Source organism: Bradyrhizobium sp. WBAH42 (assembly GCF_024585265.1).
Classification (GTDB): Bacteria; Pseudomonadota; Alphaproteobacteria; order Rhizobiales; family Xanthobacteraceae; genus Bradyrhizobium.
This window is the reverse complement of record NZ_CP036533.1, coordinates 4,122,878-4,136,713: the sequence shown is the minus strand read 5'-3', so window position 1 is coordinate 4,136,713 and position 13,836 is coordinate 4,122,878. Positions and strand designations below refer to the sequence as shown.

Genomic DNA, 13,836 nt, shown 5'->3' with positions numbered 1-13,836 from the left:
CCATGAAGCTGCTGCTGCTCAACCCCAACACCAGCACCGAGGTCACGCAGCTGATGCTGGAGGTCGGGCAGCGCGCGGCCTCAGAAGGCACCGAGCTGATCCCCTGCACCGCGACCCGCGGCGTGCCCTATATCGCGACCCGCACCGAGGCGCAGATCGGCGGCGCCATCGCGCTGGAAATGCTGGCCGAGCAGCACAGGAAGGTCGACGCCGCGATCATCGCGGCGTTCGGAGATCCCGGCCTGTTCGCCGCGCGCGAGAGCTTCGACATTCCCGTGGTCGGCATGGCGGAGGCGGCGATGCTGACCGCGTGCATGGCTGGACGCCGCTTTGCCATCGTCACCTTCGCTCAGGCGCTAGGGCCCTGGTACGAGGAATGCGTCCGCGCCCACGGCCTGTGGGAGCGCTGCGCCGGCATCCGCATGCTGGATACGCCGTTTCAGGCGATCTCCGAGGTCGGCACCGAGAAAGAGGACGTGCTGGTCGAGCTCGCCCGGCGCGCCATCGTCGAGGACGAGGCCGATGTGCTGATCTTCGCCGGCGCCCCGCTCTCGGGCCTTGCCGAGCGCGTTGCCGACCGGATCCCCGTCCCCGTGGTCGATCAGGTCATAGCGTCAGTGAAGCAAGCCGAGGCGCTGCATGCGCTGCGTCTGCGCAAGGCGAGCGCCGGCACGTTCCGCCGGCCCGCCGCCAAGCCGACCATGGGCCTTGCCGATGCGCTCGCCGCCCGGCTCGAACATCGCGACAGCTGATCAGAGAGGCGGCCGGCGATGCGAAAAACCCAGTTCGTTTTCGAGCATGCGGCCGAAGGCAAACAAGCGGGATTCGCATCCCGGCGGCGCGATGATCTGGATGCCGAAGGGCAGCTCATTCTCCCCGCGCGGCACCGGCAAGGTCAGGACCGGAAAACCGACCAGCGACACGATGAAGGTGACGGCGAGATAATCGATCGGCGTCTCGAGCGCGGCCCCATCGATGGCAGTGATGTCGCTGATCTCATTCGGCCAGGGAAAGACCGACGCAGCCGGCGCGACCAGGAAATCGGTAACAGTGAACAGCTCGCGAAAGCTGCGATAGATCGCGGTGCGACGCCGCTCGGCGGTGAGGTAGTCCTGCGCGGAGAGGTTTGCGCCGGCCTCGATGTTCCAGATCACCGTCGGCGTGAGCTCAGAACGCCGCGTCCTCAGCAAGTCGCCATAGCTGTTCGCGATGTGCGCGGCTCGCAAGGTGCGGAAGGCTTCGATGGCGCCGCTGCAATCGGGCGAGGACGGCACGACATCGGCAACACGCGCGAGCGACTCGCAAGCCGCAGCGAAGCGCACACGAACCTCGTGTGCAACGGGCGCGACACCGAAATCGGGCGTGACGGCAATCCGGGGACGGCCAGCGATGGGTGGATCATCACCGGCGCTGCCGAGCGAGAGCGGATCATCCGCATCGCCTCCAGCGCAGACCGACAACGCGAGTTCGAGATCATCGACACCACGGGCGAGGAAGCCGTGGGTCGCCAGCATGTCCCAGCCGAGCGGCCGGCGCGGCGACGGGATGCGGCCGGGCGTCGGCCGGATCGAGGCGACGCCGCAGAAACTGGCGGGCGTGCGCACCGAGCCGCCGAAATCGGTGCCATGCGCCAGCGGCACCATGCCGGATGCGACCGCGACGGCAGAGCCGCCGGACGATCCGCCGGAGGTCAGCGCGGGATCGAACGGATTGCGTGTCGGTCCGCGCAATCTGTTGGTGCAGACCGCGCCGAAGCCGAACTCCGGCGTGTTGGTCTTGCCCAGAATGATCGCGCCGGCGCGCCGCAGCCGCGCCACAACGAGATCATCCTCGGCCGGGACGTGATCGCGGAACAGCACCGATCCGTAAGTCGTCGCAAGTCCCGCAGTGTCGGTGAGGTCCTTGATGCCTATGGGCACGCCGTGCAGCGGGCCGACCGGCGCGGAGGCCGCATCGCACATCCGCGCAGCGCGGCGGGCGCCGTCCGCATCCACCGTCACGAATGCCGCCAATTGCGGATCGAGGCTCGCAATCCGCGCCAGATGCGCTTCGACGGCCTCACGCGAGGATACTTCGCCCCTCGCAATGGTGCGGGCAAGCTCGGTGGCCGTGAGGTCGCAAATCGATCCGTCCGATGTCATCGGACCACCATGCCAAAGCGCTCGCCGAAAAGCGACAGGTGCGGGCACAAGACTTGCTTTCTCCTTGGGAGCAACGGGAGGCAACACCATGGCTGATGCGCCAAGCGGCCGATCGCTCGTCGTCGATGCGGTCACCCACCGGTATCCGAGTGGCGCGCTTGCGGTCGAGAACATCAATCTCGACATCAAGGGCGGCGAGATCATCGCCCTGCTGGGCCCCTCCGGCTGCGGCAAGACAACGCTCCTGCGCATCATCGCGGGCTTCATCGCGCAGACGCAAGGGAGGATTATCATCGGCGACGACATCGTCGATGCGCTGCCGCCGAACAAGCGCGCCGTCGGCATCGTGTTCCAGAACTACGCGCTGTTCCCGCACCTGTCGATCAGCGAGAACGTCGCCTATGGCCTCGCCGCCCGCGGCATCGACAAGGCGACACGCCAGCGCGAGGCACAGCGCCTGCTGGAGCTGGTGCAATTGCCCGCGATGGCCGAGCGGCTGCCGCGGCAGCTCTCCGGTGGCCAGCAGCAGCGCGTGGCGCTCGCCCGCGCGCTCGCGATCAAGCCGTCGATCCTGCTGCTCGACGAACCCTTCGCCGCGCTCGACAAGAATTTGCGGCTGGACATGCAGATCGAGGTCAAGCGGCTGCAGCGCGTCTCCGGCATCACCACGCTGATCGTGACCCACGACCAGGAGGAAGCGCTGTCGATGGCCGATCGTGTCGCCGTGCTGAGCCATGGCAAGCTCGAGCAGTTCGGCTCGCCATCGGACGTCTATGACCGTCCGCAGACGCTATTCGTCAACACCTTCGTCGGCTCCACTAACCGCATGCCCGGTGTCGTGGTCTCGGCGGACCGCACTGCTGCCAAGGTGCGTCTCGATGCCGGCGCGGAGATCATCGCACGGCCCGCGGGCGGTGCACTCAGCGAAGGCGGCCGCGTCACCGTCTGCATCCGCCCCGAGCATCTGCAATTCGTCGGCGACGAGACCGGCTTTGCCGGCGTCGTCGGCATGTCGCTGCCGCTCGGCGCCACCGTCGTGCACGAGGTCACCACGGCCGACGGGTCCGGCGTCAAGGTTTCTCAGGCACGCATCGGCGAGACGCGAGCTTTGGAGAACGGCGCGGCGGTGCGCCTCGCACCGCTTGCCCCATCGCTCGCCAATGCCTTTCCCGCAACGCTTTAGATCCAGTCCAGAACGCTTTAGATCCAGTCCAGAGGGGAGTTTGACATGATCATGAACCGCAGAAGCCTGCTGACCACGGCGCTCACACTCGGGGCCATGAAGGCGTTTCCCGGCCTGAGCTTCGCCCAGGCGCGGCCGCTGGTGTTTGCGACCTTCACCGGAAGCTGGGAGGAAGCGCACAAGGCCGTGCTGGTGCCCGCGTTCCGCAAAGCCAATGCGGATGCCGCGATGGTGCTCGATCCCATGCTCTCGGTCGACCAGATCGCCAAGGTCAACGCGGCGAAAGCAAATCCGCCGATCGACGTCATGCTGCACGATCCCGGCCCCGCCCTCGTCGCCGTCGGCCAGGATCTGGTCGAGCCCTATCCGGTCGAGAAGAGCGCGTACTACAAAGATCTGATCGCCGAGGCGCAGGAGCCGATGGGCCCTGCACCGTTCTTCCAGGTCGTCGGCCTCACCTACAATCCGGAAGCGGTCAAGACGCCGCCAACCTCCTGGGCCGATCTCTGGAAGCCGGAGTTCAAGGGCCGCGTCGGCATCACCAACCTCAACTCGACGCTCGGCACCGGCTGGCTGGTCGAGATCGCCAAGATGCGCGGCGGCTCGGAGGCCAATGTCGATCCCGGCTTCAAGGCGCTGGAGGAGCTCAAGCCCAGCCTCGCCGCGGTCGCCGCCAATCCCGGCGCGCTCGCCACCTTGTTCCAGCAGGGCCAGATCGACATCTCGCCCGGCAATTTCAACGCCATCCAGATCCTGAAGGCGCGCGGCGTGCCGGTCGAGTTCGTGGCGCCGAAGGAAGGCGCGATCGCCTTCAAGACCACGATCCACATCGTCAAGAATTCGCCGAACCGCGAGCTCGCCTTCAAGCTGATCGAGGCGGCGCTGACGCCAGAGGTGCAGACCACGCTGATGAACCCGCCCTATCTGATCGTGCCGACCAATTCCAAGGTGACGATGGGCGGAGAGATCGCGCGTGTGCTGGCCAAGGACACGGCCGAGCTGAAGAAGAAGTTCGTGTTCCAGGACTGGAAGAAGATCAACGAGCAGCGCTCGGCCTGGATCGAACGCTTCAACCGCGAGATCAAGATCTGAGCTATGGGCGCAGCGCCGGCATCACGGGACGTGACGTCCTACGGAATGGGATTGGCAGCGCCGCTGGCGCTGTTCTTCCTGGTCTTCTTCGTCGCGCCGCTGCTGCAACTGTTCTGGCTCTCGCTGCACAACGACACGGCCGGGCTCCATTGGGGGCTCGGCCAATACCTGCACTTCCTCACCGACCCCTTCAGCCTTGGCGTGCTCGGCTCGACGCTGCTGCTGGGCGCGGAGGTGACTGCCGTCTGCCTCGTGCTCGGCTTTCCCATCGCCTGGCTGTATCAGCGGGTCGGGCCAAAGCTTCAGACCATCATCATCCTGATCGTGCTGCTGCCGCTTCTGACCAGCGTCGTGGTCCGCACCTTCGCCTGGATCGTCATCCTGGGGCGGCAGGGCATCATCAATGCGACGCTGCAATCGCTCGGCCTGATCGATACCCCGCTGAAACTGCTCTACACCCAGTTCGGCGTGGTGATCGCGCTGGCGCAGGTGCAGATGCCCTTGATGACGCTGCCGCTGATCACCGCGCTCGGCCGCATCGATCCCAATCTCGACGATGCCTCCTGCTCGCTCGGCGCCGGAAGCTGGCGCACCTTCTTCCGGATCGTGCTGCCGCTATCGCTGCCGGGCGTCATCGCCGGCTGCACGCTGACCTATGCCGCCGCGATCACCGCCTTCATCACCCAGTCGCTGATCGGCGGCGGGCAGATGCTGTTCATGCCGATGTATCTCTACCAGCAGGCCTCGACGTTGCAGAACTGGCCGTTCGCGGCCGCGATCTCGATCATCTTCCTGGTCGCCGTGCTCGCGGTCGTCTCGGTGTTCACCACGCTCGGCCGCATGTCGCGCGGCTATGGAGGCGCATGATGAGCGGCCGCAAGCGCACGCTCGAGGCGATCAGCTTCGAGCTCGTCATGACTGTGATCGCGGTGATCGCGCTTCTCATCATCATCGCGCCGTCGCTCGTGGTTCTGATCGTCTCCTTCACCAGCGGCTTCTCGCTGCGCTTCCCGCCGCCCGGCTATTCGCTGCGCTGGTACGTCGAGCTGTGGAATGCCTGGCAGCTGCATTTCGCCGCCAAGAACAGCCTGATCGTGGCGCTGTGGGCGACCGGCCTGTCCGTCGCTCTCGGCGTCGCTGCGGCGCTTGCGATCTCACGGTCACAGACGCTGTCGGCACGGCTGCTCGATTCGCTGTTCATGTCGCCGCTGGTGCTCCCCGCCCTCGCCTTCGGCCTCGCCGCGCTGATGCTGTTCTCGCTGGTCGGACTGCCGGTGTCGCCGCTGACGCTGGTGATCGGCCACACCGTGGTCTGCGTGCCCTATGTCGTGCGCAACACGGTCGCGGCGCTCGCCCAGCTCGAGCCGACCCTGCTCGAAAGCTCGGCCGTGCTCGGCGCGAGCCGCCTCTACACCTTTCGCAGGATCGTGCTGCCGCTGATCCGGCCGGGCATCATCGCCGGCGCCTTCATCGCCTTCATGTCGTCCTTCGACAACGTGCCGGTGTCGCTGTTCCTGCGCGATGCCGCGACCGACATGCTGCCGATCCGGATGTGGCAGGATCTCGAAGGCAAGCTGGATGTCACCATCGCCGCGCTGTCGGGCGTGCTGATCATCGCCACCGTCGCGCTGGTCGCACTCATGGAGCGCGTCACCGGCCTGTCGCGTCGGCTCACCAACTGATCAGGCGCCGCGGAACAGCGAATAGCCCCAGCGCGTGAATTTCAGCGGCAGATGAAAATGCTCGTCAACGTTCTTGATGCGAAAGCGGAACGGCGTCACGGTGAGGAAGCCGTCGTGCTCGCCAAAGAACTCGCCGAGATGAAACAGCACCTCGTACTCGCCAGCCGTGACGCCTGTGCCTTGCGCGACGGCATGATCGAGCACGCCGTTTGCGCCGAGCCGCCCGTCGGCGATGCGCTGGGACTCCGGATCGATCCGCCAGATCTCGACGCGCAGGCCCTGCGCGGGCCGTCCGCTCGCCACATCGACCGCGTGAATGGAAATACCGCCTGCCACAATGTTCCTCCCATGAGCACGCCGCCATGGTAGACGGAAACACGGCCGCTCGGCCAGCGCCCGCGCTGCTGCCGGCTCTGTTGCCTGCTTTGGGGGCGATGACCGGGCTTCAGGCCCTCGTGGCGCTGGCCTTGTTCGCGCCCGGCGTGGTCGCCCCGCGCGCCCAGATCGAGGTCTGGCAGCTCTCGATGTTCTCCTGCGCGGTGTTCGCGGTCGGCATCCCCGCCTCGTTCTGGGGCGGCGGCTTCATCGCGCGGGTTGGCTCGCTGCGGATCGCGAGCCTGTGCGCGGCGGCCATCGCCGTCGGCATGGCACTGGCTTCGCTCGGAACGAGCGCCGCCCTGCTGGCGGCAGGCCTCTGCATCGGCCTTGCCATGGGGCCCGAGACGCCGGCGAGCGCGGCGCTGCTGGCGCGGCTCGTGACCGCCGAGCGGCGCGCCTTCGTGTTCTCGGTGCGCCAGACCGGCAACCAGATCGGCGCGGTCTGTGGCTCGCTGGCCCTGCCCGCAATCGCCATCGCGTTCGGACCGGCATGGTGCTATGCGGCCGTAGCTGCCGTGGCGCTGCTGGCGATCTTGCTGTTCGAATGGTTGCGGCCGACCTATGCTGGCAAGGTCGCCCCGCCGCCGAAGCTCGATCTCCGCGCGCGGCTGGCGCTGGTGATTGCGGACCGGCGGATCGCGATGCTGGCGCTGGCCTCGATGCCGTTCAGCGCGATGCAGGTCTCGCTCAACACGGTCTTCGTCACGCTCGGCACGCGCGAGCTCGGCCTCAGCCATATCGCGGCCGGCATGGCGCTCGCCTGCGCGCAGGCCGGCGGCCTCGTCGGCCGGCTCGGCTGGGGCTATGTCGCCATGCGCCTCGATGCCTCGCGCGCCGTTCTCGTCGTCATCGGCCTCGGCATGGCCTTCTGCGCCGCGCTGCTGGGCCTCGGTGGCGCATCGCTCGGCCGCAACGGGCAATTCATCGTTGCCGCATTGTTCGGCCTGACGGCGTCGGGCTGGAACGGCGTCTTCGTCGCCGAGATCGCCCGCCTCGCGCCGCAGGAGCGGATCGGCGAGACCACCGGCGCGGTGCTGACCGCATCCTATGTGGGCCTCCTTGCGGCGCCGGCGCTGGTGTCGATCCTGGATGGCGTGGCCAGCCTCGGCATGGCGTTCTTCGCCCTGGCGTGCCTCGCCCTCTGTGGCACAGTGGCGCTGATCTGGGGAGGCCATGACAAAGCCAGCACATAGCGCCCGCGAGATCGCGGCTGATGTTGCGGCCGGACGGACGAGCGCCGTCGAGACCGCAAAGGACGCGCTGGCGCGGATCGAGGCGGCCAAGGCCTTGAACGCGGTCGTCACGATCGATCCTGCACGCACGCTGGCCGATGCTGCGGCGGTCGATGATCGCCTGCGTATGGGCGAGATCATGCCGCTCGCCGGCGTGCCCATGATCGTCAAGGACAACATCTGGGTCGGCGGCTGGCGCGTGACGCAGGGTTCGCGCCTGTTCGCCGACTTCATCGCGCCGCGCGATGCCATCGCGGTCGAGCGGCTGCGCAAGGCTGGTGCCGTCGTCGTCGGCATCGGCGCGACATCCGAGTTCGCCTGCAAGGGCGTCACCACCTCACAGCTATACGGGCCGACGCGACATCCGCTCGATCCCGCGCTGACGCCGGGCGGCTCGTCGGGCGGCCCGGCCGCGGCCGTTGCGGCCGGCCTGGTGCCGCTCGCGATCGGCACCGATGCGGGCGGCTCCAGCCGCAGGCCGCCGGCCCATGTCGGGGTCGCCGGCTTCAAGCCGTCCTATGGCGCGATCCCCTATGGGCCAGGTTTCGCCGAGCCGTTCTTCGGCGTCTCCGTCATCGCGCCGATCGCATCCGATGCGACCGACATCGCGCTGGCCTTTGAAGCCATGGTCGGCACCGATCCGCGCGATCCGGATTCTGCCGTCGTGGCGCAGCAGGCCAAAGACATCGGCGGTCAGCGCATCGCATTCTCGCCGCGCCTTGGTCTCGACGCCGCGATCGACGACGTCGTCGCGAATGGCCTCGCCGCCGCCGTCGACCGGCTTTCCGCCGCAGGTCTGCGCATCACACGACGCGATCCCGTCTGGCCGGCAGGCGCCGCGGAGGACGCCATCATGCCGCTGCAGCATGCCGGCCTCGCGGCGCTCCATGGCGACACCTTCCGCAAGGATCCGGCTGTCTTCGATCCTGACATCGCCAAGCAGATCGAGCGAGGTCTCTCCTGGTCGGGTGCCGACGTTGCCGCAGCGCTGCTCGCGAGCACCGCGATCGCCAACGCCTTCGCGGCGTTCTTCACTGAGATCGACCTGCTGCTGACGCCGACCGTCCCGTGCGTCGCCTGGCCGCTGACGCAGCTCGGCCCTGATATGATCGGTGGAAAAGCCGCAAGCCCGCGGGCCCACGCGGTGTTCACGCCCTTCGTCAATCATGCCCGCCTCCCGGCGATCTCGATTCCGTGCGGAACGGATCAGCGCGGGCTTCCCTTCGGCCTTCAGATCATCGCGGCGCGCGGACAAGACCGCTCGCTGCTCGCAGCCGCGCAAGAGATCGAAGCGATCTTGCGAGCGTAGTGCCTGACGCAAACGGAGACTCCCATGGTTGAGAACGCTCATTCGACAATTCGGCCGCTCGACCCTCGCGACCACTGGTCCGAGCTGTCCCGGGCGGAGCGCAGCGCGGCCTATGACAACAACGCGGCGGTCAGGAACAGCCCGGCCCTGATCGCCGAGCGCAATGAGGCTTCGGCACGGATGCGGAGCACGCTGAAGTCCCATCTCGACCTGCCCTATGGCGAGCGGGCCAACAACAAGATCGACATCTACCCGGCCGCCAAGCCTGATGCGCCCTGCCTGGTGTTCCTGCATGGCGGCTACTGGCAGCGCAATTCGCGCGAGCTGTTCGCCATGCTGGTCGAAGGCGTCGCCGCGCATGGCTGGTCGGTTGCGATCCCCGGCTATTCGCTGGCGCCCGAGGTGTCCCTCACCGACATCGTCGCCGAGATCCCGCGCGCACTCGACTGGCTCGCGGCGCACGGCGCGTCCTACGGCGTTGCCGGACCGGTCGTGCTGTCGGGTTGGTCCGCCGGCGCCCATCTTGCTGCGATGGCGCTGGACCATCCGCGGGTCCATGCGGGGCTCGCGCTCTCGGGCGTCTACGATCTCGCGCCGATCCGCGATACCGGGTTGAACGATGCGCTGAAGCTGACCGACGAGGAGATCGCCACGCTGTCGCCGCTGCGCCTGCCCGTCACCCGGAAGCGCCTCGACATCGCCTATGGCAGCAGCGAGCTGCCGGCGCTGGTCTGCGATTCAATCAATCTCTTCGACAAGCGCGTGGCGGAGAGAGCGCCGGGCAAGCTCATCTCGGTCGAAGGCGCCGACCATTTCACCATTCTCGAGGCGCTGCGCCGGCCGGACGGAGTCCTGGTGGAGGCCGCGCGGCGGCTGCTGGACTAAGACTCGCGAAAACAACCCCATGCACAGTAGCGATGCCGTTGTTTGCAAAGGGACATTTTTCGAAGGCCCATCGACACCGTCGTGACCGCTTTGACTCGTCGGGCAAAACAGGGGCATGATGTCATCATCGCCCCGGCTGCCGCTCCTGCAGCTCAATCCAGATTTTCTCGCCCATGATCCGCGCCGGATAAAGCCGCAACGGCGGACTCGGCCATCCCGCGGTGATCGCGCCATCGCGCAAATCGAACGATGCCGCGTGACGCGGGCAATACAGCCGCCCCGTGCTCACCTGCCCCAAGGCCAGATCAGCCTGTTCGTGCGGACATGCACGTTTGCAGGCGACGACATCGCCCTCGTTCCAGATCACGAGCAGGTCGCATCCGGGGACGCGGACGATCGTCTCCGCCTTCAGCCGGTCGAGATCGCAGACGGCAATCCACCCGGCGTCGTCAGCCACCGAGATAGGCCTTGCGCACATGCTCGTTCGCGATCAGCTCGGTGCCGGCGCCCGACAGCACGATGCGGCCGTTCTCGAGCAGATAGGCGTGATCGCACATCTCGAGCGCGGCGAACGCGTTCTGCTCCACCAGCAGCACCGTGGTGCCGGCATCGCGAATGCCGCGGATGATCGCAAAGGTGCGCTCGACGATGTTGGGCGCGAGCCCGAGCGAGGGCTCGTCGAACATGATCAGCCGCGGCCGCGACATCAGCGCGCGCCCGATCGCGAGCATCTGCTGCTCGCCACCCGACAGCGTGCCCGCCGCCTGCCGGCGCCGCTCGGCGAGCCGCGGAAATTCCGTGTAGATGCGGTCGCGGTCGGCCGCGATCTCGCCCGAACCACGCCGGAGGTAAGCCCCCATGTCGAGATTTTCCTCGACGCTCATATGCGGAAACACGCGCCGCCCTTCCGGGCAATGCGCGATGCCGCTCGCCAGCACGCGCGGCGGCCTCGCGCCGGTGATGTCGATGCCCTCGAATTTCATCTGGCCCGAGCGCGGCGGCACCAGGCCGGAAATCGCGCGCAGCGTCGTGCTCTTGCCGGCGCCGTTGGCGCCGATCAGGGCGACCAGCTGGCCGGCCTTCACGTCGAGCGAGATGCCGCGCAGCGCGGTGACGCCGCCGTAGGTGCAGACCATGTCGCGGATCTCAAGCACGCCCCGCTCCATGTCCGAGATAGGCTTCGATGACCGCGGGATCGTTGCGGATCACCTCCGGTGTCCCTTCGGCGATGATGCGGCCATAGTTGAGCACCACGATGCGATCCGAGACCGTCATCACCATCGGCATGTCGTGCTCGACCAGCAGGATGGTGATGCCGCGGTCGCGAATGCTGCGGATCAATTCGACGAAGCGGTGCGTCTCCGAGGCGTTCATGCCGGAGACGGGCTCGTCGAGCAGCAGCATCGACGGCTCGGCTGCAAGCGCCAGCGCGACGCCAACGAGACGCTGCTCGCCGTAGGACAGCGAGCCAGCGGCATCGTGGACGCGGCGTTCGAGCCCGACCCATTCGAGCAGCTCGCTCGCCCGCTGCCGTAAGCGGCGCTCCGAGGCGCGCGCGCCTGGCAGGCCGAGGATGGCGTCGAGCAGCCGAACCCGACCCTGCCGGTGCAGGCCGATCAGGAGGTTGTCGTAGACGGTGTCGTTCGGGAATACGCTGGTGCGCTGGAAGGTGCGGATCAGGCCTAGATCGGCGATCTCATGCGGCTTCAATCCGGCGAGCGCAGTGTTGCGATAGGTGACGCGGCCCGCGCTCGGCGTCAGGAATCCGGTCATGACGTTGAAGGCGGTGGTCTTGCCGGCGCCGTTCGGCCCGATCAGGCTGACGATCTCGCCCTCGCCGACGTCAAAGCTCATGTCGGAGATCGCGACCAGTCCGCCGAAGCGCACCGCGACTTGATCGATGGTCATGGCGATGCTGCGCGCCGTCATCAGGCCGACTCCTTGGCGCTGGTTTCACTGAGCGCGACCGGTGCCAGCGCCGCCGTCCCGCTCCGTTGTCGGGTCAACCGCTGCGCCAGCGACGGCACGATGCCGCGCGGCAGCACGAACAGGATCGCGATCAGCACGCCGCCATAGGCGATCCATTGCGCCTCCGGCGCCATGACCGGACGAAGCGCGACCGGCAGAAGCCCGAAGATCAGGCCGCCCACGACGGGCCCCGCCAGCGAGCCCTTGCCACCGCTGATCACCATGATCACCATGGTGACGGTGTTGATGAAGGCAAACACTTCGGGATCGATGATCCGGATGTAGTGCGCATAGAGGCTGCCGGCCGCACCGGCGATCGCGGCCGAGATCACCGCCGCAATCGTCAGCGTCCTGGTCACGTCAATGCCGACGGAGACGGCGAGCGTTTCGTTCTCCATCAAGCCACGCATCGAGCGGCCGAAATGGGAATGAACGAGGCGCGCGATCAGCAGATAGGCGATGAGCGCGACAACCAGGACGAGATAGTAGCTGTGGAATTTCGTGCGCAGCGTCAACTCGCCAAAGCCGGGCAACGGCAGCGCGATGGAGGGGATGTTGGTCAGCGCCAACGGGCCCTGCGTCAGCTCGACCCAGTTCAGCGCGACCAGCCGGACCACCTCGGCAAATGAGATCGTCACGATGACGAAATAGGCGCCGCGAACGCGGAACGACAAAAGGCCGACGAAATAGCCGCACAATCCCGCAATCAGGATCGCCAGCACGAAGCCTATGATCGGTGGCCAGGGCGTGTGAACCAGCCGAAAGCCTCCGGGCAGGCCGATGTCGAAGCCGAGCGAGGTCAGCGCGCTGACATAGGCGCCGATCCCGAAGAAGGCGATGTGGCCGAGGCTGAGCTGGCCGGTGAAGCCGAGCAGCAGATTGAGGCTCATCGCGCCAATGACGAAGATGCCGGTGGTGATCAGCGCGTTGAGCAGATAGGGATCGCGCAGCCAGAGCGGCACGGAGGCGAGCGCGGCAACGGCGAGGATAGTGATGATCGCCCTCATCCGACGCGCTCCGCGCGCGCGAACAGGCCGGTCGGCCGGAAGATCAGCACCGCGATGATGATGAGAAAGCCCATGGCGTCGCGGTAGCCTGACGAGACGTAGCCGGCGCCGAGCTCTTCGGCGAGCGCCAGGATGAAGCCCCCGATCACCGCGCCGGTGATGTTGCCGAGGCCGCCGAGGATGACGATGGCGAAGGCCTTCACTGCGGCGAGGTCGCCCATCTGCGGGAAGATCACGTAGACCGGCCCGAGCAGCGCGCCCGCGGCGGCGGCAAGGCTGGAGCCGATCGCGAAGGTCGAGGTGTAGATCATGTCGACGTTGACGCCCATGAGCGAGGCCGTGTCGTGATCCTGGAACGTCGCCCGCATCGCGCGGCCGAGGCTGGTCTTGTTGATGAGCAGATACGTCACCAGGATCAACATGGCCGCGGCGGCGAGCACGAACAGGCGCAGCCAGGAGACGGAGACCGGCCCGAGCACCAGCGGCGCCTCCGGGAATGGTGTCGTCACCGATTTGGCGACCCCGCCCCAGATCCACAGCGTGCCCGACTGCATCGCGATCCAGGCGCCGATCATCACCAGCATGGTGGTGTCGATGTCCGAGCCGCGCAGCGGACGCAGCAAGGTCAATTCGATCGCCGCACCCAGCAGCCATCCGGCCAGCACCGCCACGGGCAGCGCCAGAAAGAAGTTGAGCCCCAGCTGCTGCACCACGATGAACATGATGTAGGCGCCGAACGTGTAGAGCACGCCATGCGTGAAGTTCACGACGTTCATGATGCCGAAGATCAAGGTCAGCCCGATGCCCAGCAGCGCATAGGTGCCGCCGAGCACGAGCATGTTGATCAGATGCTGGAGGAATTCGCTCAAGGCTGGTCCCTGAATTTCTGGATGCCGGCGAAGGCCGCAACGTGCCGCCCTCGCCCGGGATTGATCGATGCTAAAGCTGAATGGCTTTAG

The 13,836-nt window shown here is 67.0% G+C and carries 15 protein-coding genes; 8 read left to right on the top strand and 7 right to left on the bottom strand.

Features of this window, described 5'->3' with window-relative positions; genetic code table 11:
* Nucleotides 1-2: 2 nt before the first annotated feature.
* Nucleotides 3-752 carry an aspartate/glutamate racemase family protein gene (locus DCG74_RS19150; RefSeq protein WP_172784489.1) on the top strand — a complete coding sequence of 250 codons (750 nt, stop codon included), beginning with the start codon at nucleotides 3-5 and terminating at the stop codon, nucleotides 750-752.
* On the opposite strand, the gene DCG74_RS19145 is transcribed toward DCG74_RS19150, so the two are convergent.
* Nucleotides 753-2,141, bottom strand: coding sequence for an amidase (locus DCG74_RS19145; protein WP_172784488.1), 1,389 nt, complete (start codon nucleotides 2,139-2,141; stop codon nucleotides 753-755).
* 88 nt (nucleotides 2,142-2,229) lie between these two features.
* Between DCG74_RS19145 and DCG74_RS19140 the strand changes: the two genes are divergently transcribed.
* From DCG74_RS19140 to DCG74_RS19125, 4 genes are read left to right on the top strand one after another with little or no spacing between them, the layout of a single operon-like run.
* On the top strand, nucleotides 2,230-3,324 hold the full coding sequence (locus tag DCG74_RS19140; RefSeq protein WP_172784487.1) for an ABC transporter ATP-binding protein: 1,095 nt from the start codon (nucleotides 2,230-2,232) through the stop codon (nucleotides 3,322-3,324).
* A gap of 45 nt (nucleotides 3,325-3,369) precedes the next feature.
* On the top strand, nucleotides 3,370-4,416 hold the full coding sequence (locus DCG74_RS19135) for an ABC transporter substrate-binding protein (protein WP_172784486.1): 1,047 nt from the start codon (nucleotides 3,370-3,372) through the stop codon (nucleotides 4,414-4,416).
* Between the two features lie 3 nt (nucleotides 4,417-4,419).
* Nucleotides 4,420-5,283: an ABC transporter permease gene (locus DCG74_RS19130; protein WP_172784485.1), complete on the top strand. Its 864-nt coding sequence runs from the start codon at nucleotides 4,420-4,422 to the stop codon at nucleotides 5,281-5,283.
* Nucleotides 5,283-6,098, top strand: a complete 816-nt coding sequence (locus DCG74_RS19125) for an ABC transporter permease (RefSeq protein ID WP_172784484.1) — start codon at nucleotides 5,283-5,285, stop codon at nucleotides 6,096-6,098. The genes DCG74_RS19130 and DCG74_RS19125 overlap by 1 nt, the downstream gene beginning before the upstream one ends.
* Here the strand turns inward: DCG74_RS19125 and DCG74_RS19120 are convergent, their stop codons facing one another.
* Nucleotides 6,099-6,434: a hydroxyisourate hydrolase gene (locus DCG74_RS19120; protein ID WP_172784483.1), complete on the bottom strand. Its 336-nt coding sequence runs from the start codon at nucleotides 6,432-6,434 to the stop codon at nucleotides 6,099-6,101. It abuts the gene before it with no gap.
* Between the two features lie 26 nt (nucleotides 6,435-6,460).
* On the opposite strand from DCG74_RS19120, the gene DCG74_RS19115 reads away from it, so the two are divergent.
* The 3 genes from DCG74_RS19115 to DCG74_RS19105 are packed head-to-tail and all read left to right on the top strand — an operon-like array spanning nucleotide 6,461 to nucleotide 9,902.
* Entirely contained in the window at nucleotides 6,461-7,669 is a 1,209-nt protein-coding gene (locus tag DCG74_RS19115) for an MFS transporter (protein ID WP_172784482.1), read from the top strand.
* The gene (locus tag DCG74_RS19110; RefSeq protein ID WP_172784481.1) at nucleotides 7,650-9,017 is read left to right on the top strand and encodes an amidase; all 1,368 of its coding nucleotides are present in this window, start codon (nucleotides 7,650-7,652) and stop codon (nucleotides 9,015-9,017) included. Before DCG74_RS19115 ends, DCG74_RS19110 begins: the two co-directional genes overlap by 20 nt.
* A 24-nt stretch (nucleotides 9,018-9,041) precedes the next feature.
* A complete protein-coding gene (locus DCG74_RS19105; protein ID WP_172784480.1) occupies nucleotides 9,042-9,902 on the top strand; it encodes an alpha/beta hydrolase in 861 nt (286 codons plus the stop codon).
* 124 nt (nucleotides 9,903-10,026) lie between these two features.
* On the opposite strand, the gene DCG74_RS19100 is transcribed toward DCG74_RS19105, so the two are convergent.
* From DCG74_RS19100 to DCG74_RS19080, 5 genes are read right to left on the bottom strand one after another with little or no spacing between them, the layout of a single operon-like run.
* Nucleotides 10,027-10,359: a Rieske 2Fe-2S domain-containing protein gene (locus tag DCG74_RS19100; protein ID WP_257187581.1), complete on the bottom strand. Its 333-nt coding sequence runs from the start codon at nucleotides 10,357-10,359 to the stop codon at nucleotides 10,027-10,029.
* Nucleotides 10,352-11,056 (bottom strand): ABC transporter ATP-binding protein, encoded by a 705-nt coding sequence (locus DCG74_RS19095; RefSeq protein ID WP_172784478.1) that lies wholly within the window; start codon nucleotides 11,054-11,056, stop codon nucleotides 10,352-10,354. Before DCG74_RS19095 ends, DCG74_RS19100 begins: the two co-directional genes overlap by 8 nt.
* Nucleotides 11,049-11,831 (bottom strand): ABC transporter ATP-binding protein, encoded by a 783-nt coding sequence (locus DCG74_RS19090; protein ID WP_172784477.1) that lies wholly within the window; start codon nucleotides 11,829-11,831, stop codon nucleotides 11,049-11,051. The genes DCG74_RS19095 and DCG74_RS19090 overlap by 8 nt, the downstream gene beginning before the upstream one ends.
* The gene (locus DCG74_RS19085) at nucleotides 11,831-12,877 is read right to left on the bottom strand and encodes a branched-chain amino acid ABC transporter permease (protein ID WP_172784476.1); all 1,047 of its coding nucleotides are present in this window, start codon (nucleotides 12,875-12,877) and stop codon (nucleotides 11,831-11,833) included. Before DCG74_RS19085 ends, DCG74_RS19090 begins: the two co-directional genes overlap by 1 nt.
* The gene (locus tag DCG74_RS19080; RefSeq protein ID WP_025035388.1) at nucleotides 12,874-13,746 is read right to left on the bottom strand and encodes a branched-chain amino acid ABC transporter permease; all 873 of its coding nucleotides are present in this window, start codon (nucleotides 13,744-13,746) and stop codon (nucleotides 12,874-12,876) included. Before DCG74_RS19080 ends, DCG74_RS19085 begins: the two co-directional genes overlap by 4 nt.
* Nucleotides 13,747-13,836 lie beyond the last annotated feature (90 nt).